Below are 24,305 nucleotides of genomic sequence, written 5' to 3' on the forward strand. Positions count from 1 at the left end.
CGCAGCCCTGGTGATCCCCGAACTTGGCCAATTGGCGATGATCCTGGCCATCTGCTTCGCCGCCGTGCAGGCCAGTGTGCCGCTGCTCGGCGCCTGGCGTGGCGACAGCCTGTGGATGAGCCTGGCGCGGCCGGCGGCCTGGGGGCAATTCGCTTTCCTGGCCTTTGCCTTCGCCTGTTTGACCCATGCCTTCATGACCGACAACTTCTCGGTCGCCTATGTGGCCAGCAACTCCAACAGCGCCTTGCCCTGGTACTACAAGTTCAGCGCCGTGTGGGGCGCGCACGAGGGTTCGCTGCTGCTCTGGGCGCTGATCCTGGGCGGCTGGACCTTTGCCGTGTCGGTGTTTTCGCGGCAACTGCCGCAGGTGATGCTGGCCCGCGTGCTGGCGGTGATGGGCATGATCAGCGTCGGCTTCCTGAGCTTTTTGATCATCACGTCCAACCCGTTCCAGCGCCTGCTGCCGCAAGTGCCCACTGACGGCCGCGACCTCAACCCGCTGCTGCAGGACTTCGGCCTGATCGTCCACCCGCCCATGCTGTACATGGGCTATGTGGGCTTCTCGGTGGCCTTTGCCTTCGCCATTGCCGCTTTGCTCGGTGGCCGCCTGGACGCTGCCTGGGCGCGCTGGTCGCGGCCGTGGACCATCGTCGCCTGGGCCTTCCTGGGGGTGGGCATCACCCTGGGTTCCTGGTGGGCCTACTACGAACTGGGCTGGGGCGGCTGGTGGTTCTGGGACCCGGTGGAAAACGCCTCTTTCATGCCCTGGCTGGTGGGCACGGCACTGATCCACTCGCTGGCAGTGACGGAGAAGCGTGGCGTGTTCAAGAGCTGGACCGTGCTGCTGGCGATCGCCGCGTTCTCGCTGAGCCTGCTGGGGACGTTCCTGGTGCGCTCCGGCGTGCTGACCTCGGTGCATGCCTTCGCCTCCGACCCGTCACGGGGTGTGTTCATCCTGATCTTCCTGCTGTTCGTGGTCGGTGGTTCGCTGACCCTGTTCGCCCTGCGTGCCCCGGTGGTCAAAAGCCAGGTGGGCTTTGCCCTGTGGTCGCGCGAGACGCTGCTGCTGGCCAACAACCTGGTGCTGGTAGTGGCTGCTGCGATGATCCTGCTCGGCACCCTCTACCCGTTGGTGCTCGATGCCCTGACCGGGGCCAAGCTGTCGGTGGGCCCGCCCTATTTCGATGCCTTGTTCCTGCCGCTGATGGCACTGCTGATGGTGGTGCTCGGCGTCGGCGTGGTGGTGCGCTGGAAGGACACCCCTGGCAAGTGGCTGGCCAGCATGATGACGCCGGTACTGATCGCCAGCGCAGTGCTGGCGCCAGTGGCCGGTTTCATCGTCGACGACTTCGACTGGCCGACCCTGACCGCCTTTGCCCTGGCTGCCTGGGTGGTGCTCAGCGGGTTGCGAGACATCGTCGACAAGACCCGCCACAAGGGCTTGGCCAAAGGCGTACGTGGCCTGACGCGCAGCTACTGGGGCATGCAACTGGCGCATCTGGGGCTTGCGGTGTGCGCGCTTGGCGTGGTGCTGTCGAGCAACAACAGTGCCGAGCGTGACCTGCGCCTGGCGCCGGGTGAACGCGTGGAACTGGCGGGCTATCAGTTCCTGTTCCAGGGCGCCAAGCACTTCGAAGGGCCGAATTTCAGTTCCGACAAGGGCACCGTCGTGGTCAGCCGCGATGGCCGTGAAGTGACCACGCTGCACCCCGAGAAGCGCCTCTACACCGTGCAGCAGTCGATGATGACAGAGGCCGGCATCGATGCTGGTTTCACTCGCGACCTGTACGTCGCCTTGGGCGAGCCGCTGGACAACGGCGCCTGGGCCGTGCGCGTGCATATCAAGCCTTACGTCCGCTGGATCTGGCTGGGCGGTCTGTTGACCGGCCTGGGCGGTTTGCTGGCGGCCCTCGACCGGCGCTATCGCGTCAAGGTCAAGACCCGGGTGCGTGATGTCCTGGGCGTGTCTGGAGCAGCTGCATGAAGCGTTGGATCATGGTGGTGCCACTGGCGGTATTCCTGCTGGTGGCTGTTTTCCTCTACAAAGGCCTGTTCCTCAAGCCCGACGAGCTGCCCTCGGCAATGATCGGCAAACCGTTCCCGGCGTTTTCCCTGGCCTCGACCCAGGGTGATCGCACCCTGACCCAGGCCGATCTGCAAGGCCGCCCGGCGCTGGTCAACGTATGGGCCACCTGGTGCCCGTCGTGCAAGGTCGAGCACCCTTACCTGAACCAGCTTGCCGGGCAGGGCGTGGTGATCTACGGCATCAACTACAAGGACGACAATGCCGCCGCCCAGAAGTGGCTGGCCGACTTCCACAACCCCTACCAGCTGGATATTCGCGATGAACAGGGCAGCCTTGGCCTGGACCTGGGCGTTTATGGCGCGCCGGAGACGTTCCTGATCGACGCCAAGGGCATCATCCGCTACAAGCATGTGGGCGTCGTCGACGCCAGCGTCTGGCGCGAGCAACTGGCGCCGCTGTATCAGGGCCTGGTCGACGAGGCCAAACCATGAAGCGCTGGCTTGCGGCCGCAGTATTGGCTTTGAGCATGGCCGGCGTGGCCAAGGCGGCGATCGATACCTACCAGTTCCGCGACGACGCCGAGCGTGAGCGTTATCAGCAGCTGACCAAAGAGCTGCGCTGCCCCAAATGCCAGAATCAGGACATCGCCGACTCCAACGCACCGATTGCCGCCGACCTGCGCCGGGAGATTTTCCGCATGCTGGGTGAAGGCAAGAGCAACCAGCAGATCGTCGACTTCATGGTCGACCGCTATGGCGATTTTGTGCGCTACAAGCCAGCCCTCACTGGGCGTACCTGGCTGCTCTGGTTCGGCCCGGGCATTCTGCTGGTCGGTGGCTTTGCGGTGCTGTTGGTGATTGTCCGCCGGCGCCGTGTGCCAGCTACCTTGGGCTCGCAGGAGCTGTCCGTCGAAGAACGCGAACGTCTCGCCAAACTGCTGGAAAAAGAACAGAACCATGACTGAATTCTGGCTTGGTGCGGGCCTGCTGCTGCTCGCCGCCCTCAGCTTTCTGCTGATCCCGATCCTGCGTGGCCGTCGCCAGCAGCAGGAAGAAGACCGTACTGCGCTGAACGTAGCGCTGTACCAGGAACGTGTCGCCGAACTGGCTGCCCAGCAGGCCGCCGGGGTGCTGGATGACGCGCAACTGGCCAGCGGCCGTGATGAGGCCGCCCGTGAACTGTTGGCCGACACCGAAGGCGCCGAAGCGCCGCGCCAGGGGCACCTGGGCAGGGTGCTGCCGCTGCTGGCCGCTGTGCTGGTGCCGGTGGTGGCGCTTGGTCTGTATCTGCACTTTGGTGCTGCGGACAAAGTGCAGTTGACCCAGGAGTTCGCCGCGGCGCCCAAGACGATGGAAGAAATGACCACGCGCCTGGAGCGCGCCGTCCAGGCTCAGCCGGATTCGGCCGAGGGCCTGTATTTCCTGGGCCGCGCCTACATGGCCGAGCAGCGCCCGGCAGATGCCGCCAAAGCCTACGAGCGCGCCGTGGCCCTGGCCGGCCGCCAGCCCGAATTGCTGGGCCAATGGGCCCAGGCCCTGTATTTCGCGGCCAACAAGCAGTGGAGCGCACAGGTGCAGGCGCTGACCGACGAGGCCCTCAAGGCCGACCCCAACGAAGTGACCAGCCTTGGCCTGCGCGGCATTGCGGCATTCGAAGGCGAGCGCTACCAGGAAGCCATCGACTACTGGAACCGCCTGCTGGCGCAACTGCCTGAAGGCGACGCCTCGCGCGCGGCCTTGCAAGGTGGCATCGACCGTGCGGCAGAGCGCCTGGGCGGCAACGCTGGCAAGCCTGCGACCCCGGTGGCAGCACGCCTGAAGGTCCGGGTCGAGCTGGCCCCGGCGCTCAAGGATGAGGTCCAGCCCGGCGATGCGGTGTTCATCTTCGCCCGGGCTAGCAACGGCCCGCCCATGCCGCTGGCGGCCAAGCGGGTGACCGTGGCCCAATTGCCGCTGGAGGTCGAATTGTCTGACGCCGATGCGATGATGCCGCAGATGAAACTGTCCGACTTTGCCGAAGTCCAACTGGTTGCAAGGGTATCGCGCGCTGGCCAGCCCACCCAGGGTGAGTGGATCGGCCAAGGCGCACCGCTGCCCAGCACCACCCAGGCCACCCAACTGCTGATCATCGACAGCCCCGACCGGTAAGAGAACCCGCCATGCGAAACGTCGTCCGCCTGACCCTGATCACTCTCGCCGTGGGTTTGTCTGCGTGTACGGTGCGCGAGCCGTACGAACAGCCGGCCCCACCGATCGAAACGGTGCCTGCGCAAAAGGGGCCGGTGGTCAAGCCGCTGCCGGGTAGCCAACCCTCCACGCAGCCGAGCAAACCGGCCGCGACACCCAAACCGATGCCGCGGACCTCAGCAAGCTTTGCCCCACCACCGGGGGGCGCAAGCCATTGGGATCCGAAGCTGGGTGTTTATGTGTTGGAGAAGAAACTCAATACGTTCTACCGGCAGCGCACCTACTACCGCTATGACAATGGCTGGAGCTGGTCTCTGAGCCCGGATGGCCCGTGGCAGGAGACCGACAGCAGTGGTGTACCCGGTGGGCTGGGCCGGGCGTTCGCTCAGTAATTGCGTTGTGTTTTCTGGCCGTGTCGTCGGCAAGCCGGCACGGCCAGTAGCAAGCAACCGATACAGTACAGTTTACCCGCGATTTACCGATTGACTGTACCGCCCGCCGACTCCGCATAATGCCCCTTCGAATTAGAGCCGGAGGGGTGCATGAGCAAGACAGTCCTGGTGTTGGTGGAAACCGTCGATGATTACCTGCCCCTGCTCGAACAGGCCGGCTACCGGCTGATTCGCGCACCGTCTGCGCAGCTGCGTGGCGACGCCATCCGCCGCCATGGCGCTGAAATCGATGCGGTGCTTACCCGCGGCCCGCTGGGCCTGACCGCTGCTGAAATCCAAGCGTTGCCCCACTTGCAGATCATCTGCGTGATCGGTGCCGGTTACGAACAGGTCGACCTGGCCGCCGCCGCTGCTCGTGGCATCACCGTCACCAATGGCGCTGGTGCCAATGCTGCCGCCGTGGCCGACCACACCCTGGCGATACTGTTGGCCCTGCTGCGCGACATTCCACGCGCCGATGCCGGTATCCGCCTCGGCGCGTGGAACCGGGTCATCAGCCCCTCGGTAAGTGGCAAGCGCCTCGGCATCCTCGGCTTGGGCGCAGTTGGCCGGGCCATCGCCAAACGTGCCAGCCTGGGCTTCGACATGAGTGTCTGCTATCACAGCCGCACGCCGCGCCAGGACGTGCCTTACACCTGGTACGACAGCCCGTTGCACCTGGCCGATGCCGTAGACATTCTGGTCGTAGCCACCCCGGGCGGTACCAATACCCATCACCTGGTCGATGCTCGGGTGCTTGAGGCATTGGGCCCCGAGGGCTACCTGGTGAACATCGCCCGTGCCAGCGTTGTGGATACCCCGGCGCTGATAAGTGCCCTGCAGCACGGGCAACTCGCAGGCGCAGCACTTGATGTGTTCGATGACGAACCGGCCGTGCCCGACGCCTTGAAGGCCCTCGGCAATACCGTGCTCACCCCGCATGTGGCCGGGCAATCCCCTGAAGCGGCGCGTGACACGGTGGCCTTGGTCCTGCGCAATCTACAGGCCTTCTTCGCCGGCGAACCGGTACTTACACCCGTCCATCCGTAACGTTCGTTTTTAATTCTGCCCGGCGCTGGCTGGGCCACAAGGAGTGTTCGCATGCAACTCGAGATCTTTCAGGTCGATGCCTTTAGCGCAGAACCGTTCGGTGGCAACCCGGCTGCCGTGATTGCGCTTGAAAGCTGGCTGCCTGATGACGTGCTGCAACGCATCGCCGAAGAGAACAACCTCTCCGAAACCGCCTATTTCGTGCGCAATGGGGAGACCTTTGACCTGCGCTGGTTCACCCCGGCGGTGGAGGTCGACCTGTGCGGCCATGCCACCTTGGCATCGGCCTATGTGCTGTTCGAGCAGTTGGGCGAGCAGGCTGAAGTACTGCGCTTCAACACCCGCAGCGGTGAATTGCGGGTAAGCCGAGGCGCCGACGGCTTGCTGGCCATGGACTTCCCGGCCAAGCAGCCGGTCGCCGTCGAGGCGCCCGCCGGTTTGCTCAAGGCACTGGGACTGAGTGGGGCGAGTGCGGTGTATCGGTCCGACGACTATGTAGTGATGATCGATGACGCCTCGCTTCTGGACCCGCTGCAGCCGGACTTCGTCGCCTTGTCGGCGTTCGATGTGCGGGGTATCGCCGTGACCGCTCCCGGGCGCGGATACGATTTCGTCACGCGCTGGTTCGGCCCGCGAGTGGGTGTCAACGAAGACCCGGTCACAGGTTCTGCGCACACTTCGCTTGCGCCTTTGTGGGCGCAGCGGTTGGGCAAGAGCACCCTGACCTGTGAGCAGGGTGGTGCGCGCAAGGGCCAACTGCACTGTGAAGTGCCGGGCAATGGCCGAGTGATCATCAGCGGGCGGGCGGCGCTCTACCTACGCGGCAACGTGTTCGTCTGACCGGCCTGGTGGGGTTGCGAGCCATTGCGCGGGGGCGATCTATACTTGCCCTCCACCCAACGCAAGGAGCCTCACCATGACCCTGGAAAAGCACGGCAGCTGCCTTTGTGGGGAAACCCGGCTGCACGTCACCGTCGACACTACCCACATCAGCGCTTGCCATTGCAGCATGTGCCGCAAGTGGACCGGTGGGCCATTGCTGGTCGTTCACTGCAGCCAGCCACCGGTCATCGAAGGGCGTTCGCCCAGCGTCTACGATTCTTCCGATTGGGCCCAGCGCGGTTTTTGCGGGCGCTGCGGCACTCACCTGTATTACCGGCTCAAGGCCAACGATTTCTACGCGGTGCCGGTGGGCCTGCTGGACGGCGATGAGGCCTGGGATTTCGACCTGCAGATATTCGTCGAGCAGAAACCTGCCTGGTACTGTTTTGCCAACCAGACTACCGAGCTGACGGGCCAGCAAGCTTTCGAGCAATTGGGGTGAGTGGTGCTTGCCAATGCCGTGCATTCCTGAGAAAAGGGCGGCCTTGAATGTCACCCTTGGAGCATGCCCATGAACAGCGAACTGCAAATCACCGACCTCGTCGAAGGCGACGGTAAAGCTGCCGTCAAAGGCGCCCTGATCACCACCCAGTACACTGGCTGGCTGGCCGATGGCAGCGAGTTCGACTCGTCCCGGTCGCGCGGCAAACCGTTCCAGTGCGTGATTGGCACGGGCCGGGTGATCAAGGGCTGGGACCAAGGCCTGATGGGCATGCGCGTAGGGGGCAAACGCAAGCTGCAGGTGCCTGCGCACCTGGGTTATGGAGAGCGCAGCGTGGGTGCGATCCCACCGAATTCGGACCTGACGTTCGAGATCGAGTTGCTCGAAGTGTTGACGCGGGATGACTGAGCCTCGGGCGCGGCTGGCAGGCTTGGAATAATTTCGCAACATGTGTGGGTTACCGTAGGTCTTGCCCAGGGAGGAACCAAACGCGTTGAGGGCACTCTGACCCCTACTCGTTGGCCAGGGATGGCATTCACTACAAGGATGCCGGGCCTCTTGGGCCTCAGGGCAGTGTGGCGGGTCGACCCAAATTGTCTGCCACAAGAGCCTGCCTTCATGAAGTTGCCCACGTTTGTTCGCCGTCGTCGCCATCTGCTGCTGGGCCTCGCACTCGCTGCTGCGGCGGTGCCCTTGGCCCTGGAAGTGGTCGAAAACCGCGTTCAACCTGTCGACGGTACCCAGACCCTGGTGTTTCTGCGCCATGCCGAAAAACCCGGCGAAGGGTTGGGGCAGTTGAACTGTCAAGGCCTCAACCGCGCGCTGGACCTGGCCAGGCTGCTGCCTGAGCGCTTCGGCAAAGCCGATTTCGTCTTCGCCGCCAACCCGACACGAGAGGTCGAGGAAGGCGTCAATGACCAGCGTTACAGCTACATCCGCCCACTGATGACCATCACCCCGAGCGCGATACGTCTCGGCTTGCCGGTGAATATCGATTACGGTGCGAACGATACCGATGAGCTCGCGGATGAGTTGCTCAGCGGCAAATACCGCAACGCCACTGTCTACACTGCCTGGTCCCATGGTTATTTGCCGGAGCTGATCAATACCGTCGCCGGCAAGGCGCTGGGTGAGGACCGGGTGATCACCGAGGACTGGCAGGGCGACGATTTCGACACCCTGTATGTGCTGACCCTGACCTGGCGCGACGGCAAGGCCAGCCTGCTCAGCCGCAACGTACGCCAGGGCCTGGATGGCGGTGCGCACAGCTGCCCAACCTGATTCGTGGTCACTGTCCTGGCAACCAAGCTGAAACATCAGGCAAGTGTTGGTGCTGCTGGGTTTGGTGCTGCTGGTCTGACGGCCTTGGGGGTGCTCGGCGCTTGGCCTGGATGACAAGGCGACTGCGCTGGCCCTATCGCCGGCAAGCCGGCTCCCACCGCGACCGCGCAGTGCTTCAGTCCTGCGCTTTACCCGTGGAAGCAACCGGCTTGCCCAATTTATGAAAGCCGGCGCAATTGGACTGCCCCCAGGGGCCGGCGGTGCTGTTGGTCTGTGGGGGCGGGAATGCGCCTTGGCGCTTACCGGCCGAATCGCATCGGCCAGCCCACGACTTTCTTGGTCCGCGGGGTGGCATAGGTCCGCACCTTGGAGGTGCTCAGCCCCATCCGCACCAACGACTCGGCAATGGTCACCGCCGCGCTCACGCCATCGACCACCGGCACCCCGGTGCGCTGGCGAATCTGCTCATCCAGCCCGGCCATGCCGCCACAGCCCAGGCAGATCACCTCGGCCTTGTCATCGCGCACCGCCCGCTCGGCTTGTTCGACGATCGCCTGCACTGCACGCTGTGGGTCCTCCTCCAGTTCCAGCACGGCAAGGCCACTGGCGCGCACCGAGGCGCAGCGGTCGTACAACCCCGAAAGCCTCAGGCGGTCTTCGATCAGCGGCACGGTACGGTCCAGGGTGGTCACCACCGAGTAGGCGTGGCCCAGATACAGTGCCGTGCTGGCGGCGGCATCGGTGATGTCCACCACCGGCACGTTCAGCAGTTCCTGCAGGCCTTCGCGGCCATGTTCGCCGTAGCCGGCCTGGATCACGGCATCGTAGGGCCCCTCATAAGCCAGCACGCGGTCCATAACGGCGATGGCAGCCAGGTAGCTCTCGAAGTTGCCCTCCACCGACTCGGCACCGAACCAGGGGGTCAGGCCGATGATCTGCGTGTCGGGGCCCGCCACGCTACGGGCCTGCTCGGCGATGGCCTCGGTGATGGCTTCGGTGGTGTTGACGTTGGCGATCAGAATACGCATGAGCACTGCTCCTTGATCAGTGGCTGCTGTGGTCGACGGCGATGCACTCGCCGCTGACATCAGCGTATTGACGGTTGCGAGGGGCGATCAGCAGGTACAGCGCAGCGGCGATGCCGGCACCGATCAGCCAGGAAAACGGCGCGATGGCATGGAAGTTGGGCACCAGCGCCAGGACGATGGCCAGCAGCGCTGCCGGCAGGAACGCGGCGACGGCACGCAGGTTGATGCCCTTGCTGTAGTGGTAAGCCCCGGCCGGATGTTCGCTGTACAGCTCCGGCACGTTGATGCAGCCTTTGCGCAGCAGCCAGTAGTCGGCCACGATCACCCCGTACAGTGGGCCCAGCAGGGCGCCCAGGCCAGACAGGAAATAGACGATCACCAGCGGGCTGTTGTAGAGGTTCCATGGCAGGATCAACACGGCCACGGTGGCGCTGATCAGCCCTGCGCGGCGGAAGTTCAGGTGCCGCGGCGCCAGGTTGCTCAGCACGAAGGCCGGGGCGACGAAGTTGGCCATGATGTTCACCGCCACGGTGACGATCAGGAAGGCCAGGCAGCCGAGGACCAGGAAGGCCGTATTGGGGATGCTGGCAACGATCTGGGTCGGGCTGTCGATGATCTGGCCGTTGATCTGGAACTGTGCGCCGCACAGCACCACGGTGATCAGCGCGAAGACCACGATGTTCACCGGCAGGCCCCAGAAGTTGCCGACGCGGATGGTCTTGCGGCATGGCGAGGAACGGGCGAAATCGCAGAAGTTGAGCACCAGGGTGCCGTAGATCGCCAGCCACAGCGCGCCGCCGGCGAATATGTTGCGCCACATCTCGTAACCGGTCAGCGGCTCGGCCACCGACCAGGCGATACGCGCATCGGCCTTGAAGTACATGAACACCGCCAGGCTGGCGACGGTCAGCAGGATCACCGGGCCGGCGAATGCCTCGTAGCGGCGCACCATCTCCATGCCGTAGGCGAGGATCACCAGCTGCACCAGCCAGATTGCCACGAAGCACACCCAGCCCAGGCTCGACAGGCCGAGGATGCTGTCTTGGTCATAACTGGCGAGTTGCGGCCACACCGCCGTGAGCAGCACGCGTAGCACCACTGAAGCCAGGTAGGTCTGGATGCCGAACCAGGCGATGGCGATCACAGCACGGATCAGCGCGGGAATTTGCGCGCCATGAATGCCGAAGGCAATGCGGCTGATTACCGGGAATGGCACGCCGGTCTTCTGCCCCATGTAGCCGGAAAGGTTCATGAAGAAGTACACCAGCGCGGCGCCGATCGCCAAGGACAGGAGAATCTGCCAGCCGCCGAGGCCAAGCGCGAACAAGCCCATGGCGAAGGAGTAGTTGGCAATGTTGTGCACATCGTTGGTCCACAACGCGAAGATGCTGTAGCGCCCCCAGCGGCGGCCTTCGATACGCGTCGGCGCCAGGTCGCGGTTATGCAGGCGCGGGCTGAGTTCAAGTTGCGGCGCATGGCCGGCCAGGGAGGACGAGGGGTGGGTGCTGGCGACGGATAGTTCAGGGGCAAGGTCGAGGCTGGTACTCATTCCGGCAGGCTCCTGATGCACGTGGACTGCGATGAGCGGGCATGCGCACGGGCTCGCCATCTCGTCAGTGCAGCGTTGGCATCACTGGGTTCTGGGCGCGGCGGCCGGGTTGGGGCGGCGTCGCGGGTTCTTGTGTATTTATGTTTTGTTTAACTTGTATACAAAACACGAACACACAAAAGCGAGTTCCATGCCAGGCGAAGAACGTACTTCAAGTTGCGTTTACTTCAAAACTATCGCTTTGAAAGCTAAGTAGATGAATTGACGGCACTATAAATTGACCAATTGAACAGGTTTAATTTTATTCATGCATAATTAGTTGATCATTTGGTCAGATTTAGTTGCGCAGCGTATGTAACGTATTGGGGCATTGCTAGCACTTATGCACACAAAAATGGCACTTAAGGTGACGTTTGTGTGTACAGGCGTGGGTCAGGTTTTCCGGCGCTTCAATTCATCGGCGGCAAGCGCCGCTTCACCGGGCTTTTCTTGATGATCGCCGTGTTGGTTTCAGCGAGCACATTGATACGGTCGAGCAGGGTGTCGAGCTGTTCCATCGACCGCACATGCAGCCGGGCAATGAAGCAATCCTCGCCCGTTACCTTGTCGCACTCGGTGAACTCGGGAATCGCGATAATCTGCCGTTCCACCTCCTGCAGCTGCCCGGGCAGCGGGCGAATGCGTACGATGGCCTGCAATTGGTAACCAAAGCAGCGCGGATCGACATCCACGGTGTAACCGCGCAGTACGCCGCGCTCTTCCAGGCGGCGCAGGCGCTCGCTGACGCTGGGTGCAGACAGGCCACTGATGTGCGCCAGCGCTTTGAGTGAGCGGCGGGCGTCTTCCATCAGGGCGTTGATCAGGAGCTGGTCGATGGCATCGGTCATATACGCCTCATAAGGTTCAATTGCTGGTTTGCCTTGATAGTAAAGGCTGAGGAGGCATTTTTCCTTGGTTATCCGCTGGAGGGCCAACTGTGGGCCTCTGCATACTGTCCGTCATCGTCAAGGGAGGTGTGAGATGGACAGTTCGTTGCGCCGTGGCTCGCTGGAAATGGTCGCTGCCATGCTGATTTCCGGGACTATCGGCTGGTTCGTGCTGGTATCGGGGCAGCCGGTCCTGGAAGTGGTGTTCTGGCGGTGTGTGTTTGGCACCGGCACGTTGCTGCTGGTCTGTGCGGCGCTCGGCTTTCTCAAACCTGGTGTGATCAGCCGCACGGCCTTGCTCTTGGCAATCGCCAGCGGCGTGGCCATCGTCGGCAACTGGGTGTTGCTGTTCGCCTCCTATTCGCGGGCGTCGATCGCGATCGGCACCGCGGTGTACAACGTGCAGCCGTTCCTGCTGGTGGGGCTGGCGGCAGTGTTTCTGGGCGAGAAGATCACTGTGGCCAAGGTCACCTGGCTGAGCGTGGCGTTCCTCGGCATGCTGGCCATCGTCAGCGCCCATGGCGCAGGGCAGGGCAGCGGTGAAGAGTACCTGCTGGGCATTGCCCTGGCGCTGGGGGCGGCGTTTCTTTATGCCATTGCCGCGTTGATCATCAAGCGCCTGAACGGCACGCCACCGCATCTTATCGCCCTGATCCAGGTAGCGACCGGGGTGTTGCTGTTGGCGCCGTGGGTCAAGCCGGGCGGTCTGCCTGGCGAGCCCTCGGCCTTGACCAGCCTGGTGATGCTGGGCGTGGTGCACACCGGGTTGATGTATGTGTTGCTGTACAGCGCCATCCAGCGCCTGCCCACGGCATTGACCGGCGCCCTTTCATTCATCTACCCGATCGCCGCGATCCTGGTCGACTGGGTGGCCTTTGGGCACCGCCTGGTGCCGTTGCAATGGCTGGGTGTGGCGTTGATCTTGCTGGCGGCGGCGGGCATGCAGCAGGGGTGGTGGTTCCGTTCGGCGCCGATCACTGCCAAAGGCCAGTGAGGCGCGGTTGCGCGCCCCACCAGCAGCCTCGCGGGGTAGAATGCTTCCTTTTATTTGCTTGCGACCCGCCATGACTTCGCCGATCCACACCCTCGAACAGCATCTGCTTACCGCCCTCGACCCCGCACCCCAGGAAACCCGTCGCCTGTTTCACGGCCGCGGCCGTTGCTGGCCGGGGCTGGAGCAGGTCACCGTCGACTGGTTGCAGGGCGTGCTGTCGGTAGCGCTATTCCGTGAGCCAGCCGCAGGCCAGCTGGCCGAACTGCAGGCCATGCTGCGCACCCTCGCCGAGCGCCCGCAGTGGACCGGCCAAGCGATCCTCATCCAGCACCGTTACTTGCCGGACAGCCCGGGTGAGTGGTTGTGGGGCGAGCCGTGCCAGCAGCGCGAAGTGGTCGAAGATGGCCTGACCTATTTGCTCGACCTGGGCGTGCGGCAGAACAACGGTCTGTTCCTCGACATGCGTTACGGCCGCCGATGGGTACGTGAACAGTCGGCGGGCAAGCGTGTGCTCAACCTGTTCGCCTACACCTGCGGCTTTTCGGTCGCGGCGATCGCCGGTGGTGCCGAGCAGGTGGTCAATCTGGACATGGCCAAGTCGGCGCTTTCGCGTGGCCGCGACAACCACCGGCTCAATGGCCACGATGCATCACGGGTGGCGTATCTGGGGCATGAGTTGTTCAAGTCGTGGGGTAAGGTGCGCAAGTACGGGCCTTACGATTTGATCATCATCGACCCGCCCACCTTCCAGAAAGGCAGTTTCGTGCTGACCCAGGATTACGCGAAGATCCTGCGGCGCTTGCCAGAGCTGCTGACCAAGGGTGGCACTGTGCTGGCGTGCGTGAACGATCCGGGCATCGGGCCGCAGTTTCTGATCGACGGGATGGCGGAGCAGGCCCCAGCGTTGGCTTTCGTGGAGCGTTTGGATAACCCGCCGGAGTTTCCGGATGCCGATCCGGCGGGTGGCTTGAAGGCCTTGGTGTTTTGCGATGAATCACCAGCCTGATGTAGTCGGGAAGCTTCACTTGGGCGCAATGATGGCGCTCAGGTGAAGGCAGCACGCGATTACGGGTTGGTATAGATCTGGTCGAACACGCCACCATCGTTGAAGTGGGTCTTTTGCACGGTGCGCCAGTCACCGAAGGTTTTCTCCACCGACAGGAAATCGACCTTGGGGAAGCGGTCGGTGTACTTGGCCAGTACCGTTGCATCACGCGGACGCAGGTAATTCTGTGCGGCGATTTCCTGGGCTGCCGGCGACCACAGGTACTTGAGGTATTCCTCGGCCACGGCCTGGGTGCCCTTCTTGGCTACCACCTTGTCGACCACGCTGACCGGCGGTTCGGCCTCGGCCGACACGCTCGGGTAGACCACTTCGAACTGGTCGCGGCCGAATTCGCGGGCGATCATTTCGGCTTCGTTCTCGAAGGTAACCAGCACATCACCGATCTGGTTGGTCATGAAGGTCGTGGTAGCAGCGCGACCGCCGGTATCCAGTACCGGTGCCTGCTTGAACAGCTTGCCGACGAAGTCACGGGCCCTGGCCTCGTCACCGCCTTGCTTGAGCACATAGCCCCAGGCCGACAGGTAGGTGTAGCGGCCGTTACCCGAGGTCTTCGGGTTGGGCACGATTACCTGCACGCCGTCCTTGAGCAGGTCGGGCCAGTCTTTCAGGGCTTTCGGGTTACCTTTGCGCACGATGAACACAGTGGCCGAGGTGAACGGCGCGCTGTTGTTGGGCAAACGGGTGACCCAATCGTCCGGCACCAGCTTGCCGATGTCGGCAAGCGCGTTGATGTCGGTGGCCATGTTCATGGTGATGACATCGGCCGGCAGGCCATCGATCACCGCGCGCGCCTGCTTGCTCGAGCCGCCGAACGACATCTGTACGTTGACCTTCTCGTCATGCTCGGCTTCCCAGTGCTTCTGGAAGGCCGGGTTGTAGTCTTTGTAGAAGTCACGCATCACGTCGTAGGACACATTCAACAGGGTCGGGGCGGCGTGGGCCAAGTTGCCCAGCGCCAGGCCGGCCGCCAGCAGCGAGGCGGTGAATAGCTTTTTCACGAAGCATTCCTTGTTAGGGTTCAGAGGGTTGGCAGTGTGCCAGTGACTATAGCCGTTCGCTTCGCGGCGATTAAAGACCGAATGGCTCTTTGCTTATGCGCGCGCCCAGGCGGGTGTTAGGTATCTAACCACTTTCAGCCCTGGGCCATACCTAAGCTCGCGCCTCCCGAAGGAGGAGCGCGCCATGACTTACCAAACCGACCCGCAGCCCGATGGACTTGCCCTGGAACAGGCCTTCCAGGATCAATTGATTGCCGCACGCCTGCCACAGTGGCTGCGAGCAGCCCGCGCCGAACATTTGCCGGGCCTGAGTGAGGCGTTGCGCCAGAGCCTGGCCGTGCGTCAGCAACTCAGTGCAGTGCTTGCGCGCCTGGAAGGTATCGACAGTTTCGCGAAAAGCCGTCTGGAGCAGGCCTTGGAAGGGCCCGATGGCGAGCCTTTCAACGTGCATCTCTGGTCCTTCATTGCCGGCCACCGTGAACCGGTGATCAACGCACAGCCTGTGGGCGTGCACCTTACCGAACTGGTGTATGACGACATGCCGCTGCTGGAAGCGGCGCTGCGCAATTTCACTGAAGATCAAGCCGAGGAGGGCGGCCAGCCGCGGGGTAACCGGCTGACCAGTGCACGTAAAGGCGCTGCCAAACCACCGTCGGCCGTGGCGTTTGCCAAGCTGTGTCGCAGCCTCGACCTGGGCGGTCAATATCAGGCTCACCTCAACAGCGTGCTGCTGGCGCCGACAGCCCAGCGCGCAAGCGTCGCGATGCTGTTGGGTAACGCCCAACGCCAGCAGATGCTGGTGGACGCCTACAAGGCCAGACAGAGGGGTGTACTCGACGACGACGAACTGCAGATGGTTGTGGGGTTATGCCGCGACGGCACGCCGCCGCGCCTGCAAGGCGATCCGGTGGTGGCCAGGCAACTGAGCCTGGTGGGCTGTACCCTGGAGCAGATAGTGCTGCTGGACGTCATCGATGAGGGTTGGGTTCGCAACACCACCCGGCGTTTGCTGGCGTACGTGCCGGATGATCCCCATGGGCCGTGGTGTGTGTCCAGCAGCCTGCGGCATCTGGCCAATGACCTGGGGCGGCGGCTACGTACGCGTGACTACCAGCGGTTCTTCAGCCGCTTCGTGCGGCGTCGGGACAGTCAGGCATTTTTCTCTGTGATCATCCCGGCTTACGCTGATCTGGCGGATTGGGCCAATTACGACCTCGATGAGCACATGCAGGCCCTGCGCCTGCCATTGTTCGAAACCCTGGGCACGGCGCGTATCGCGCAGATCAAGGATGACGCGGCGATGATCGCCGCCCCAGTCGCCAGCATCGATCGGGCCGTGCAGCAGGCGCACGACCAACGCCTGGCCGCAGAGGGCTGGGCGCTGCTGAACCTGGCTGGCCTGTTCATTCCGGTGATCGGCACAGGTTTGCTGGCATTCACTGCATGGGGCTTGCTCAAGGAAGTGTTCCATGGCGTCGAGGCCTGGCATGAAGGAGACACCAGCGCGGCGCTCGATCACGTGACCCATGTCGCTACCGACCTTGCCGTGATGGGCGCCACTGCTGTCGGCGTGGGGGTGGCACTGCGTACCTGGCGGCGCTCGCTGAGGGTGGACAGCTTGCTGCCTGAGCAACTGGAAGACGGTAGTACCCGGCTGTGCCGTCCGGTATTGGCCGATTACCGCAGCGTGCCACCCCTGCAGGCGCACGTGGATGAGGAGGGCGTGCATCGGCTCGATGGCCGCGCCTGGGTCGAGATGGAGGGCCACTGCTACCCCGTGGTGCAGCATGGCGCACAGGGTGAGTGGCAACTACGCCCGCGTGACGGGTATGGCCCGCAGCTGCGCCACAACGGCGCGGGGGCGTGGCGCCTGTGGTTCGAGCAGCCGGCGCAGTGGGATGACCGCTATGGTTTGTTTCGCCGGCTTGGTGGAAGCCTGCACGCGTTGGATGATGAGCGGATCGAGCAGATTCTGCTGATCCACGACCTGCACGCCGATCACCTGCGCGCGCTGCATGTCGAGGGCCAGGCCCCCGACGCTGTGCTGCTCGACAGCGCCGAACGCTTTGTGCTGGACCGGCGTATCAGCGTACTGATCGAGCGCCTGCGCGCCGGGCAGCCGGTGGATGATGCTGCGCTCTTGCAGCAAGCACGCGCATTGCCTGGTGGCCAGGGGCTGGGCGAGCAGGCGTTGGCCGAGCTGGCCGCCGCTCGCCGTCGGTTGCTCTTCCAGCAGGCCTACGCCGCTACCCAGCCTCCATCGAGTGCAGAAACCGCAGTGCTGCGTCGCGTCTTTCCAAGCCTGCATGAATCGGCGGCACGCGCTTTGTGGCGCACTGCTCACTTGGCAGACCGCGAGCGACTGGCCGACAGCGGGCGCGTGGCGTTGAGGCTTGCTGAGGCGGCGCGCGTACATGTCCGGCAGATTCGTCAGGTCAGGGTGTTCGAAGCGTTCTACCTGGAGGTGGAGCAGCAGCTGGACCTTGCTCGGGTGGCGCTTGCCATGCTCAGGCACTTGCCAGCGGGCGGTGGCGTGCGCTGGGCCTTGTTCGATGGCGATGCCGGTGCCCCCTTGCTGGTCACCGGGGAAGGCGGCCCTGAATGTGCGATCCGCCATGAAGATGGCCAGTTTCGCCGCCTGGATGGCGCAGGCCAGCCGCTGGGCCAGGCTGGCGAGCTGTTCGAGGTCATGGCCTCTGCCTATGACGATCACCTGCGCGATACGTTGGGGGTCGGTGAGCCATTCGCCCACAACTTGCGCGTACTGCTCAGCCGCCAGGCCGTAGCGCATCGCGCCGAGGTCACTCAGCTGTTGGGTGAACAACCCTCGCGCGGCTGGTTTCGCCTGCCGCAGCGCCAGCCCGATGGTCGTCTGGGGTACCCGCTGAGTGGGCGGCGTGGAAGGCCTGCACAAGGGTTGTTTGCCTCAGTGCGCAATTTGTACCCAGGCTTCTCCGACGAGCAGATACTGGCCTGGATTGAAGGCCTGCGCACCTCAGGCAGCGATGTCCATGGGGAAATCACCCGGCTGGGCAACGAGCTTGCGGCGTTGCGCGAACGGCTGCAGCAGTGGGAGCGCCAGGCAACATCACGGGGCCTGCGAGAAGAGCGCCGTTATTTCCGGCGTTGCCTGATCGACTGCTGGCAGCGGCGGATCACTGCGGGGGTGAACGATATCCAGGCGCCGCAGAGTTTCCGCTTTGCCATGTTCGCTGCCATGCCTGGCCAGTTGCCCGAACTGCCCTCCCAAGTCAGGTTTTCCCATATTTTTGAACTGGCGTTGCTGGGGATGCAGCTAGAGGATATTCCCGTGGCATTCCTGGGCGCTTTTCCAGAGCTTCGCATCCTTGAGCTCAGTGGCAATCGCCTGAGCCGAGTGCCGACGGCGATCGCCCAGATGCCCAGCCTGAACGAGCTGGACCTGTTCAACAACCGCATCGTGCTCGACCCGGAACAGGCGGGCATCCTCGCCCATTGCGAGTCCCTGGAGTACCTCAACCTGTCGTTCAACCCTTTGGGCCGCGGCTTTTCTCTGCGCGCGCTGCCTCGGTTGCGACGGCTGTATTTGCGCAATACCGGCCAGACGGAGTTGCCGCCCGGGGTGCTGCGTTGCCCCGACCTGCTGCAAGCCGACTTGCGCGACAACCGTATCGCCACATTGCCTGCAAGCTATTATCGGGCACCGGTATGGAGCCGGCGCATGCTCATGCTCTGGGGCAACCCGTTGAACGATCACGACCTTGAGGGCCTGCAGACGTCGATGCCACACCTGGACATGGAAGCGCAACCGGGGACCACTTTCTTGCGTCAGCGCTGGCTGGACAGCGCCAACGTGCTGGCACGTGACGAACTGTCGGCGTGCTGGGAGGCGCTGGAGATGGAGCCCGGTGGCGACGACTTCTTCCGGTTGCTGGGCCGCTTGCTGGACACCGCAGAGTTCAGGCAGAACGGCGAAGCACTGGCGGAGCGGGTGTTCATCATGCTGCAGGCCATGCAGGACCACGCCAGCCTGCGAGAGATGTTGTTCCATCAGGTCAACCAGCAACTCACTTGCCAGGACAGCGTGGCGTTGTGTTTCAGCAACCTGGAACTGAGCATGCTGGTCTGGCGTGCGCGTATCGAGGCCGGGAGTGGCGATCAGCAGGGCGCCTTGCTGCACCTGGGCCGACAACTCTGGCGGTTGGATGAGGTCGATCGCATCGTTGTGGAGGACATTCAAGCTCGCCGCGCCGCAGGCGCCGATCCGGATGAGATCGAAGTGGGCCTGGCCTATCGCGTGGCCTTGCGTGATGCACTCGATCTGCCCGCACAACCTGGGAGCATGCTGTTTACCGCAGTGGCCGGCGTGGGGCCTGAACGCGTGGAGGCGGCGCGAGCGCGGGTGCAGGCAAACGAGACAGATGAGCAGATTGCCGTCTCACTGGCTCAGCGCGAATTCTGGCAGGAGCATCTGCAGCGCACGCAGGCAGCACGCCTGGAGGCGGCCGATGCGCCCTTCCACACGCGCATGCAAGCATTGCTGGAAAGCGCCGATTCGGTACCCGAGGCCGAATACCTGGCCAGGGTCGGGGTAGTCCACGCCGAGCGCCAGGCAGCGCGTAGCGACGTGCTGCTGGCGCTGACACGCGAGGCGCTGGCGCAGGATCAGTCGCGCTTGCCGAACAGTGCCTGACCACAGCGCGAGCAGAATGCCGCGTCGTGGCCATGCGTGCTTTTCTGGCAGTTTGGGCAGTCATGGTGCAACTGTTCGCCACGCATGGCATTGGCCAGTTCGGCAGTGAAAATCCCGGTGGGCACGGCGATGATCGAATAACCGGTGATCATCACCAGCGAAGACAGCACCTGCCCCAGCGGCGTCTTGGGCACGATGTCGCCGAAGCCCACGGTGGTGAGGGTGACGATCGCCCAATAGATGCCTTTGGGGATACTGGTAAAACCGTGCTCCGGCCCCTCGATCACATACATCAAGGTGCCGAACACAGTCACCAGTGTCGATACGCTGAGCAGAAACACGATGATCTTCTGCTTGCTGCCGCGCAGTGCCGCCATCAGGTAATTGGCTTGGTTCAGGTACTGGCCGAGCTTGAGCACCCGGAAAATCCGCAGCATGCGGATTACCCGGATGATCAGCAGGTACTGCGCGTCGCTGTAGTACAGGGCGAGGATCCCGGGCACGATCGCCAGCAGGTCGACCAGGCCATAGAAGCTGAAGGCGTAGCGCATGGGCTTGGGCGAGCAGTAAAGGCGGGTGATGTACTCGGCCAGAAAAATCGCGGTAAAGCCCCATTCGATACCCGCCAACAGGCCTGCGTAGTTCTGGTGCACCTCATCGATACTGTCGAGGATGACGGTGACCAGGCTGGCCAGGATGATCAACAGCAGCGTCTTGTCGAAGCGCCGGCCGGCGACGGTGTCGGTCTGGAAAACGATGACGTAGAGCCGTTCGCGCAGGCTCGTAGGGTTATTCATGGGCTCGTTCCACAAAAGCAATGGGGTGAGCCTAGGGGTTGCGTTTCAGCTGTGCAAGCGGCTGGCATTGCGTTGCCTGGGTTGTGCCAAGTGGCTGCCCAAGTGCATCAGCCAACAGGCGGCGACGAACGGTGCGGTCAGGCCGGGAGCCGGTAGCAGCTTGAACAGCGATTGCAGCACTACCGCCAAGGCAATCGCCAGCAGGGTCACCCAGGGCTTTTCACTCTGTCTGCTGAAGGCCAGCGCGGCCAGTGCTGCGTTGAAGCCGTGCAGACCCAGCCAGGCAGATTGCGCTTCGGCGAACAAGCCCACGCTGCCACCGATGGCCGAGCCGATGACAGCCCACATTGCGGCATAGGGATTAGCGACGAACATGCCGACAATGATCAGTACGCCGGCCAATGGCTGGTCGAGCAGAAAAATCTGACCTACCCCCCGCGCCAGGGCATACAGCGGGTCGGCTTCGACGAAGCCGCCGGGCGAGGGGCTGGCGAACAGCTGCACGGCCCAGCCCAGCAGCACGAACGGTGCGGTATAGGCAATCAGCAGCTTGCCACCGCGCTTGCGCCACTGGTGGGTAATGATGCTCGACAGCCCGCCAGCCGCGATGATCAGTGGCGGCAGAATGGCCGACCAGGGCAGCACGGCGCTGATCAGCAGGCCGATCAGCACGCCGTTGTAGCTGTACAGCCCGGCCTGACGGTCAGCGCGGTCGTAGCCGCGGGCCTGGGCGGTGAGCAGGCCGGCCAGGGCGCCGAGTAGGGCGCCGCCGACCAGGTTGGGCGCGGTCAGCAGAATGGCCAGCAGGCAGCACAGGCCGCACAGGGGATTGCGCAGCAGCAGCACCTGGCTGAAGCCGTTGAGCAGCGCCGTGGCCCAGTCGGGGCACGGGTTGACGAAATTTTTGGTGTACATGGGCAGTCGGCAAGGTTGATGGAAGAGCGGTGGGCCTCTTTGGGCCTCGGTTTTCCGCGTGTCTGTCGTTGCAGTGCCAGGGGAGGGCGTTGCTTGAAGCCACTCAGTCAAGCGCTTTGCAGCCGCTTTATGGCCCGCCGCCGGCAAGCCAGCTTCCACCAGGGCCGCGCAGTTCTTGAGGCCTGCGCGTACCTGTGTGAGCTGGCTTGCCAGCGATGGGCTGCGTAGCAGCCCTGCTAGCGAAACTGGCGCAAAGCGCCCCCGACACTCTCAGATCAAGGTCTCGATCCGCAGGCTGTTGGTCGAGCCCGGCTTGCCGAACGGCACACCGGCAGTGATCAGCAAGGTGTCACCACGGCTTGCCATACCTTGCGCCTGGGCGATTTCCAGTGCGGTGGTGACCACTTCATCCACCTGGCGCAAACGGTCATTGACCACCGAGTGCACGCCCCAGGTCACGCTCAGGCGGCGGGCGGTGACCAGGTTCGGCGTGAGGTTGAGGATCGGCGCCCGTGGCCGCTCGCGTGCGGCGCGCAGGGTCGAGGCGCCCGACTCGCTGTAGTTGACCAGCACCGCCACCGGCAGGATGCCGCTGATGCGGCGGATCGCGCAGCTGATGGCGTCCGACACCGTCGCTTCAGCCTTGGGCCGGCCAACGTCGAGCTGGGCCTGGTAGTCCGGGCCGTTCTCCACCTGGCGGATGATCTTGCTCATCATCTGCACCGCTTCCAGTGGGTAATCACCCGAGGCGGTCTCAGCCGACAGCATCACCGCATCGGCGCCCTCGGCCACGGCATTGGCCACGTCGGTGACTTCAGCGCGGGTGGGGGCCGGCGAGAAACGCATGGATTCGAGCATCTGCGTGGCCACCACCACCGGTTTACCCAGCTGACGGCAGGTGCCGATGATGCGTTTCTGGATTTGCGGCACGCTTTCGGCCGGCACTTCCACGCCAAGGTCACCGCGGGCCACCATGATCGCGTCTGCCAGTTCGGCGATGGCTTGCAGCTGTTCGACTGCCGATGGCTTCTCGATCTTGGCCATCAAGTAGGCGCGATCGCCAATCAGCTGGCGTGCTTCGACGATGTCCTCAGGGCGCTGCACGAACGACAGGGCCACCCAGTCCACGCCCAGTTCCAGGCCAAAGGCCAGGTCACGGCGGTCCTTTTCAGTCAGCGGGGAGAGGTCGAGTACTGCTTGCGGTACGTTGACGCCCTTGCGGTCGGACAGCTCGCCACCGTTGAGCACTTCGGTGTCGATGGCGTCGTCGTGCTTGGCGGTGACGCGCAGGCGCAGCTTGCCGTCGTCCAGCAACAGGTCCATGCCGGGCTCAAGGGCTGCGATGATTTCAGGGTGTGGCAGGTTGACCCGGCGGCTGTCGCCCGGGGTCTTGTCCAGGTCCAGGCGCAGGGCCTGGCCGCGTTGCAATTGCACCTTGCCCTCGGCGAAGCGGCCCACGCGCAGCTTCGGCCCCTGCAGGTCCATGAGGATACCCAGCGGGTAGTTCAGTTGCTGCTCGACTTCACGGATCCACTGGTAACGCAGGGCGTGGTCGGCGTGTTCGCCGTGGCTGAAGTTGAGGCGGAAGATGTTCACCCCGGCTTCCACCAGCTGGCGGATGTCGTCGATGCCGCTGATCGCAGGGCCCAGGGTGGCGAGGATTTTGACTTTCTTATCAGGCGTCATGATTGTGCAGTCTCAAGGATCAGGATGGCGCGGAAGTCGTTGACGTTGGTGCGGGTAGGCTCTGTGACGATCAGCGCATCGAGTGCCGCGAAATAGCCGTAGCCGTTGTTGTTGTCCAGCTCGTCGCTGGCCGACAGGCCCAGTGCCTCGGCGCGGGCGAAGCTGTCTGGCGTCATGAAGGCGCCGGCGTTTTCTTCCGAGCCGTCGATGCCGTCGGTGTCACCGGCCAGGGCATACACGCCCGGCAGGCCCTTGAGGCTTTCGGTGAGGCTGAGCAGGAACTCGGCATTGCGCCCGCCACGGCCATTACCGCGTACGGTGACAGTGGTTTCTCCGCCAGAAAGGATCACACAGGGCGCCTTCAGCGGCTGCCCGTGCTGGACGATCTGCCGGGTGATACCCGCGTGCACCTTGGCCACTTCGCGTGACTCGCCTTCCAGGTCGCCGAGGATCAGCGGGCTGAAGCCGGCCTGGCGGGCTTGTACTGCAGCGGCTTCAAGCGATTGCTGGGGCTTGGCGATCAGCTGGAAGTGGCTGCGGGCCAGGGCCGGGTCATCGGCCTTGACGGTTTCCGAGGCAGGGTCGTTGAGCCAGTCGATGACCGCTTTGGGCGCTTCGATGTTGTAGCGCTTGAGGATCGCCAGGGCATCGGCCGAGGTGCTTGGGTCGGCCACGGTAGGGCCGGAAGCGATGACCGTGGCCAGGTCGCCAGGGACATCGGAGATTGCATAGGTGTAGACCGTGGCGGGCCAGCAAGCCTTGGCCAGGCGGCCGCCCTTGATCGCCGAGAGATGCTTGCGCACGCAGTTCATCTCGCCGATGGTGGCGCCGGATTTGAGCAGCGCCTTGTTGATGTGTTGCTTGTCGGCCAGGGTCAGGCCTTCGGCTGGCAGCGCCAGCAGGGCAGAACCACCGCCGGAGAGCAGGAAGATGACACGGTCGTCTTCGTTCAGGTTGCTGACCAGCTCCAGCACGCGTTTGGCCACAGCCAGGCCAGCGGCGTCGGGGACCGGGTGGGCGGCTTCGACCACTTCGATCTTCTGGCAGTTGGCGCCGTGGCCGTAACGTGTGACAACCAGCCCGGACACTTCGCCCTGCCAGCTCTTCTCGACCACTTCGGCCATGGCTGCAGCGGCTTTGCCGGCGCCGATGACGATGACCCGGCCGCTACGGTCGGCGGGCAGGTAGGGTTCGAGGACTTGACGGGGGTGGGCGGCAGCGATGGCTGTGTCGAACAGGTCGCGGAGAAGTTTTTGCGGATCGACCGACATGGCAGGCTCCCAATTATTGTTGTTCTGCAGAATCGAAAACGCCCCTGGAACTGCCTCCGTGCAGGCCGAACCAGGGGCGGTCCCCAGAGCTGCAAGCTTCAAGCT

21 protein-coding genes are annotated in these 24,305 nt (G+C 63.7%); 13 read left to right on the forward strand and 8 right to left on the reverse strand.

The genetic code is table 11. The features are described from left to right. The first annotated feature begins 10 nt into the window (after nucleotides 1-10). From ACIPZH_RS10020 to ACIPZH_RS10065, 10 genes are all read left to right on the forward strand, one after another. On the forward strand, nucleotides 11-1,984 hold the full coding sequence (locus tag ACIPZH_RS10020; protein ID WP_400636088.1) for a heme lyase CcmF/NrfE family subunit: 1,974 nt from the start codon (nucleotides 11-13) through the stop codon (nucleotides 1,982-1,984). Continuing rightward, a complete protein-coding gene (locus ACIPZH_RS10025) occupies nucleotides 1,981-2,517 on the forward strand; it encodes a DsbE family thiol:disulfide interchange protein (protein ID WP_267817660.1) in 537 nt (178 codons plus the stop codon). Before ACIPZH_RS10020 ends, ACIPZH_RS10025 begins: the two co-directional genes overlap by 4 nt. Then, nucleotides 2,514-2,990, forward strand: coding sequence for a cytochrome c-type biogenesis protein CcmH (locus tag ACIPZH_RS10030; RefSeq protein ID WP_400627531.1), 477 nt, complete (start codon nucleotides 2,514-2,516; stop codon nucleotides 2,988-2,990). The genes ACIPZH_RS10025 and ACIPZH_RS10030 overlap by 4 nt, the downstream gene beginning before the upstream one ends. Beyond that, entirely contained in the window at nucleotides 2,983-4,173 is a 1,191-nt protein-coding gene (ccmI, locus tag ACIPZH_RS10035) for a c-type cytochrome biogenesis protein CcmI (RefSeq protein ID WP_241804546.1), read from the forward strand. The genes ACIPZH_RS10030 and ccmI overlap by 8 nt, the downstream gene beginning before the upstream one ends. A gap of 11 nt (nucleotides 4,174-4,184) precedes the next feature. After that, a complete protein-coding gene (locus tag ACIPZH_RS10040; RefSeq protein ID WP_400636068.1) occupies nucleotides 4,185-4,604 on the forward strand; it encodes a hypothetical protein in 420 nt (139 codons plus the stop codon). Nucleotides 4,605-4,754: 150 nt separating this feature from the next. Further along, nucleotides 4,755-5,693: a 2-hydroxyacid dehydrogenase gene (locus ACIPZH_RS10045; protein WP_400636069.1), complete on the forward strand. Its 939-nt coding sequence runs from the start codon at nucleotides 4,755-4,757 to the stop codon at nucleotides 5,691-5,693. A gap of 51 nt (nucleotides 5,694-5,744) precedes the next feature. After that, entirely contained in the window at nucleotides 5,745-6,533 is a 789-nt protein-coding gene (locus ACIPZH_RS10050; protein ID WP_400636070.1) for a PhzF family phenazine biosynthesis protein, read from the forward strand. A 76-nt stretch (nucleotides 6,534-6,609) separates the two neighbouring features. After that, nucleotides 6,610-7,017, forward strand: a complete 408-nt coding sequence (locus tag ACIPZH_RS10055) for a GFA family protein (protein WP_400627539.1) — start codon at nucleotides 6,610-6,612, stop codon at nucleotides 7,015-7,017. A 69-nt stretch (nucleotides 7,018-7,086) separates the two neighbouring features. Continuing rightward, entirely contained in the window at nucleotides 7,087-7,425 is a 339-nt protein-coding gene (locus ACIPZH_RS10060; RefSeq protein ID WP_241804541.1) for an FKBP-type peptidyl-prolyl cis-trans isomerase, read from the forward strand. 210 nt (nucleotides 7,426-7,635) lie between these two features. After that, nucleotides 7,636-8,298 carry a histidine phosphatase family protein gene (locus ACIPZH_RS10065; protein WP_400627541.1) on the forward strand — a complete coding sequence of 221 codons (663 nt, stop codon included), beginning with the start codon at nucleotides 7,636-7,638 and terminating at the stop codon, nucleotides 8,296-8,298. 299 nt (nucleotides 8,299-8,597) lie between these two features. On the opposite strand, the gene ACIPZH_RS10070 is transcribed toward ACIPZH_RS10065, so the two are convergent. The 3 genes from ACIPZH_RS10070 to ACIPZH_RS10080 all read right to left on the reverse strand — a co-directional run bounded on the left by ACIPZH_RS10070 (nucleotide 8,598) and on the right by ACIPZH_RS10080 (nucleotide 11,762). After that, on the reverse strand, nucleotides 8,598-9,326 hold the full coding sequence (locus ACIPZH_RS10070; RefSeq protein ID WP_400636071.1) for an aspartate/glutamate racemase family protein: 729 nt from the start codon (nucleotides 9,324-9,326) through the stop codon (nucleotides 8,598-8,600). A 16-nt stretch (nucleotides 9,327-9,342) separates the two neighbouring features. Next, nucleotides 9,343-10,875, reverse strand: coding sequence for an NCS1 family nucleobase:cation symporter-1 (locus ACIPZH_RS10075; protein WP_400636072.1), 1,533 nt, complete (start codon nucleotides 10,873-10,875; stop codon nucleotides 9,343-9,345). A gap of 449 nt (nucleotides 10,876-11,324) precedes the next feature. Further along, nucleotides 11,325-11,762, reverse strand: coding sequence for an Lrp/AsnC family transcriptional regulator (locus ACIPZH_RS10080; RefSeq protein ID WP_241804537.1), 438 nt, complete (start codon nucleotides 11,760-11,762; stop codon nucleotides 11,325-11,327). A 133-nt stretch (nucleotides 11,763-11,895) separates the two neighbouring features. Here ACIPZH_RS10080 and ACIPZH_RS10085 point away from each other — a divergent pair, with 133 nt between their 5' ends. Next, nucleotides 11,896-12,795, forward strand: a complete 900-nt coding sequence (locus ACIPZH_RS10085; protein ID WP_400636073.1) for a DMT family transporter — start codon at nucleotides 11,896-11,898, stop codon at nucleotides 12,793-12,795. 70 nt (nucleotides 12,796-12,865) lie between these two features. Further along, nucleotides 12,866-13,801 (forward strand): class I SAM-dependent methyltransferase, encoded by a 936-nt coding sequence (locus ACIPZH_RS10090; protein ID WP_400636074.1) that lies wholly within the window; start codon nucleotides 12,866-12,868, stop codon nucleotides 13,799-13,801. 59 nt (nucleotides 13,802-13,860) lie between these two features. Here the strand turns inward: ACIPZH_RS10090 and ACIPZH_RS10095 are convergent, their stop codons facing one another. Continuing rightward, nucleotides 13,861-14,859 (reverse strand): sulfate ABC transporter substrate-binding protein, encoded by a 999-nt coding sequence (locus ACIPZH_RS10095; protein ID WP_400636075.1) that lies wholly within the window; start codon nucleotides 14,857-14,859, stop codon nucleotides 13,861-13,863. 184 nt (nucleotides 14,860-15,043) lie between these two features. Between ACIPZH_RS10095 and ACIPZH_RS10100 the strand changes: the two genes are divergently transcribed. Then, nucleotides 15,044-19,531: an NEL-type E3 ubiquitin ligase domain-containing protein gene (locus tag ACIPZH_RS10100; protein ID WP_400636076.1), complete on the forward strand. Its 4,488-nt coding sequence runs from the start codon at nucleotides 15,044-15,046 to the stop codon at nucleotides 19,529-19,531. Here the strand turns inward: ACIPZH_RS10100 and ACIPZH_RS10105 are convergent. The 4 genes from ACIPZH_RS10105 to ACIPZH_RS10120 all read right to left on the reverse strand — a co-directional run bounded on the left by ACIPZH_RS10105 (nucleotide 19,504) and on the right by ACIPZH_RS10120 (nucleotide 24,200). Continuing rightward, nucleotides 19,504-20,328, reverse strand: a complete 825-nt coding sequence (locus ACIPZH_RS10105; protein WP_241804532.1) for an ion transporter — start codon at nucleotides 20,326-20,328, stop codon at nucleotides 19,504-19,506. The genes ACIPZH_RS10100 and ACIPZH_RS10105 overlap by 28 nt on opposite strands. Before the next feature lie 45 nt (nucleotides 20,329-20,373). Continuing rightward, on the reverse strand, nucleotides 20,374-21,243 hold the full coding sequence (locus ACIPZH_RS10110; RefSeq protein WP_400636077.1) for an urea transporter: 870 nt from the start codon (nucleotides 21,241-21,243) through the stop codon (nucleotides 20,374-20,376). 270 nt (nucleotides 21,244-21,513) lie between these two features. Beyond that, complete coding sequence (gene pyk / locus ACIPZH_RS10115) at nucleotides 21,514-22,929, reverse strand: pyruvate kinase (protein WP_241804530.1); 1,416 nt, start codon at nucleotides 22,927-22,929, stop codon at nucleotides 21,514-21,516. Continuing rightward, nucleotides 22,926-24,200, reverse strand: a complete 1,275-nt coding sequence (locus ACIPZH_RS10120) for a glycerate kinase (protein ID WP_267817628.1) — start codon at nucleotides 24,198-24,200, stop codon at nucleotides 22,926-22,928. Before ACIPZH_RS10120 ends, pyk begins: the two co-directional genes overlap by 4 nt. Nucleotides 24,201-24,305 lie beyond the last annotated feature (105 nt).

Source organism: Pseudomonas sp. NPDC089758, assembly GCF_044748705.1.
GTDB lineage: Bacteria > Pseudomonadota > Gammaproteobacteria > Pseudomonadales > Pseudomonadaceae > Aquipseudomonas > Aquipseudomonas putida_X.

Coding starts and splice junctions, on each gene's coding strand:
- ACIPZH_RS10070 (WP_400636071.1), bottom strand. CDS start 9,326: ATGCGTATTCTGATCGCCAACGTCAACACCACCGAAGCCATCACCGAG.
- ACIPZH_RS10110 (WP_400636077.1), bottom strand. CDS start 21,243: ATGTACACCAAAAATTTCGTCAACCCGTGCCCCGACTGGGCCACGGCG.
- ACIPZH_RS10075 (WP_400636072.1), bottom strand. CDS start 10,875: ATGAGTACCAGCCTCGACCTTGCCCCTGAACTATCCGTCGCCAGCACC.
- ACIPZH_RS10060 (WP_241804541.1), top strand. CDS start 7,087: ATGAACAGCGAACTGCAAATCACCGACCTCGTCGAAGGCGACGGTAAA.
- ACIPZH_RS10090 (WP_400636074.1), top strand. CDS start 12,866: ATGACTTCGCCGATCCACACCCTCGAACAGCATCTGCTTACCGCCCTC.
- pyk (WP_241804530.1), bottom strand. CDS start 22,929: ATGACGCCTGATAAGAAAGTCAAAATCCTCGCCACCCTGGGCCCTGCG.
- ACIPZH_RS10030 (WP_400627531.1), top strand. CDS start 2,514: ATGAAGCGCTGGCTTGCGGCCGCAGTATTGGCTTTGAGCATGGCCGGC.
- ACIPZH_RS10040 (WP_400636068.1), top strand. CDS start 4,185: ATGCGAAACGTCGTCCGCCTGACCCTGATCACTCTCGCCGTGGGTTTG.
- ACIPZH_RS10105 (WP_241804532.1), bottom strand. CDS start 20,328: ATGAATAACCCTACGAGCCTGCGCGAACGGCTCTACGTCATCGTTTTC.
- ACIPZH_RS10080 (WP_241804537.1), bottom strand. CDS start 11,762: ATGACCGATGCCATCGACCAGCTCCTGATCAACGCCCTGATGGAAGAC.
- ACIPZH_RS10085 (WP_400636073.1), top strand. CDS start 11,896: ATGGACAGTTCGTTGCGCCGTGGCTCGCTGGAAATGGTCGCTGCCATG.
- ACIPZH_RS10065 (WP_400627541.1), top strand. CDS start 7,636: ATGAAGTTGCCCACGTTTGTTCGCCGTCGTCGCCATCTGCTGCTGGGC.
- ACIPZH_RS10100 (WP_400636076.1), top strand. CDS start 15,044: ATGACTTACCAAACCGACCCGCAGCCCGATGGACTTGCCCTGGAACAG.
- ACIPZH_RS10120 (WP_267817628.1), bottom strand. CDS start 24,200: ATGTCGGTCGATCCGCAAAAACTTCTCCGCGACCTGTTCGACACAGCC.
- ACIPZH_RS10050 (WP_400636070.1), top strand. CDS start 5,745: ATGCAACTCGAGATCTTTCAGGTCGATGCCTTTAGCGCAGAACCGTTC.
- ACIPZH_RS10055 (WP_400627539.1), top strand. CDS start 6,610: ATGACCCTGGAAAAGCACGGCAGCTGCCTTTGTGGGGAAACCCGGCTG.
- ccmI (WP_241804546.1), top strand. CDS start 2,983: ATGACTGAATTCTGGCTTGGTGCGGGCCTGCTGCTGCTCGCCGCCCTC.
- ACIPZH_RS10045 (WP_400636069.1), top strand. CDS start 4,755: ATGAGCAAGACAGTCCTGGTGTTGGTGGAAACCGTCGATGATTACCTG.
- ACIPZH_RS10025 (WP_267817660.1), top strand. CDS start 1,981: ATGAAGCGTTGGATCATGGTGGTGCCACTGGCGGTATTCCTGCTGGTG.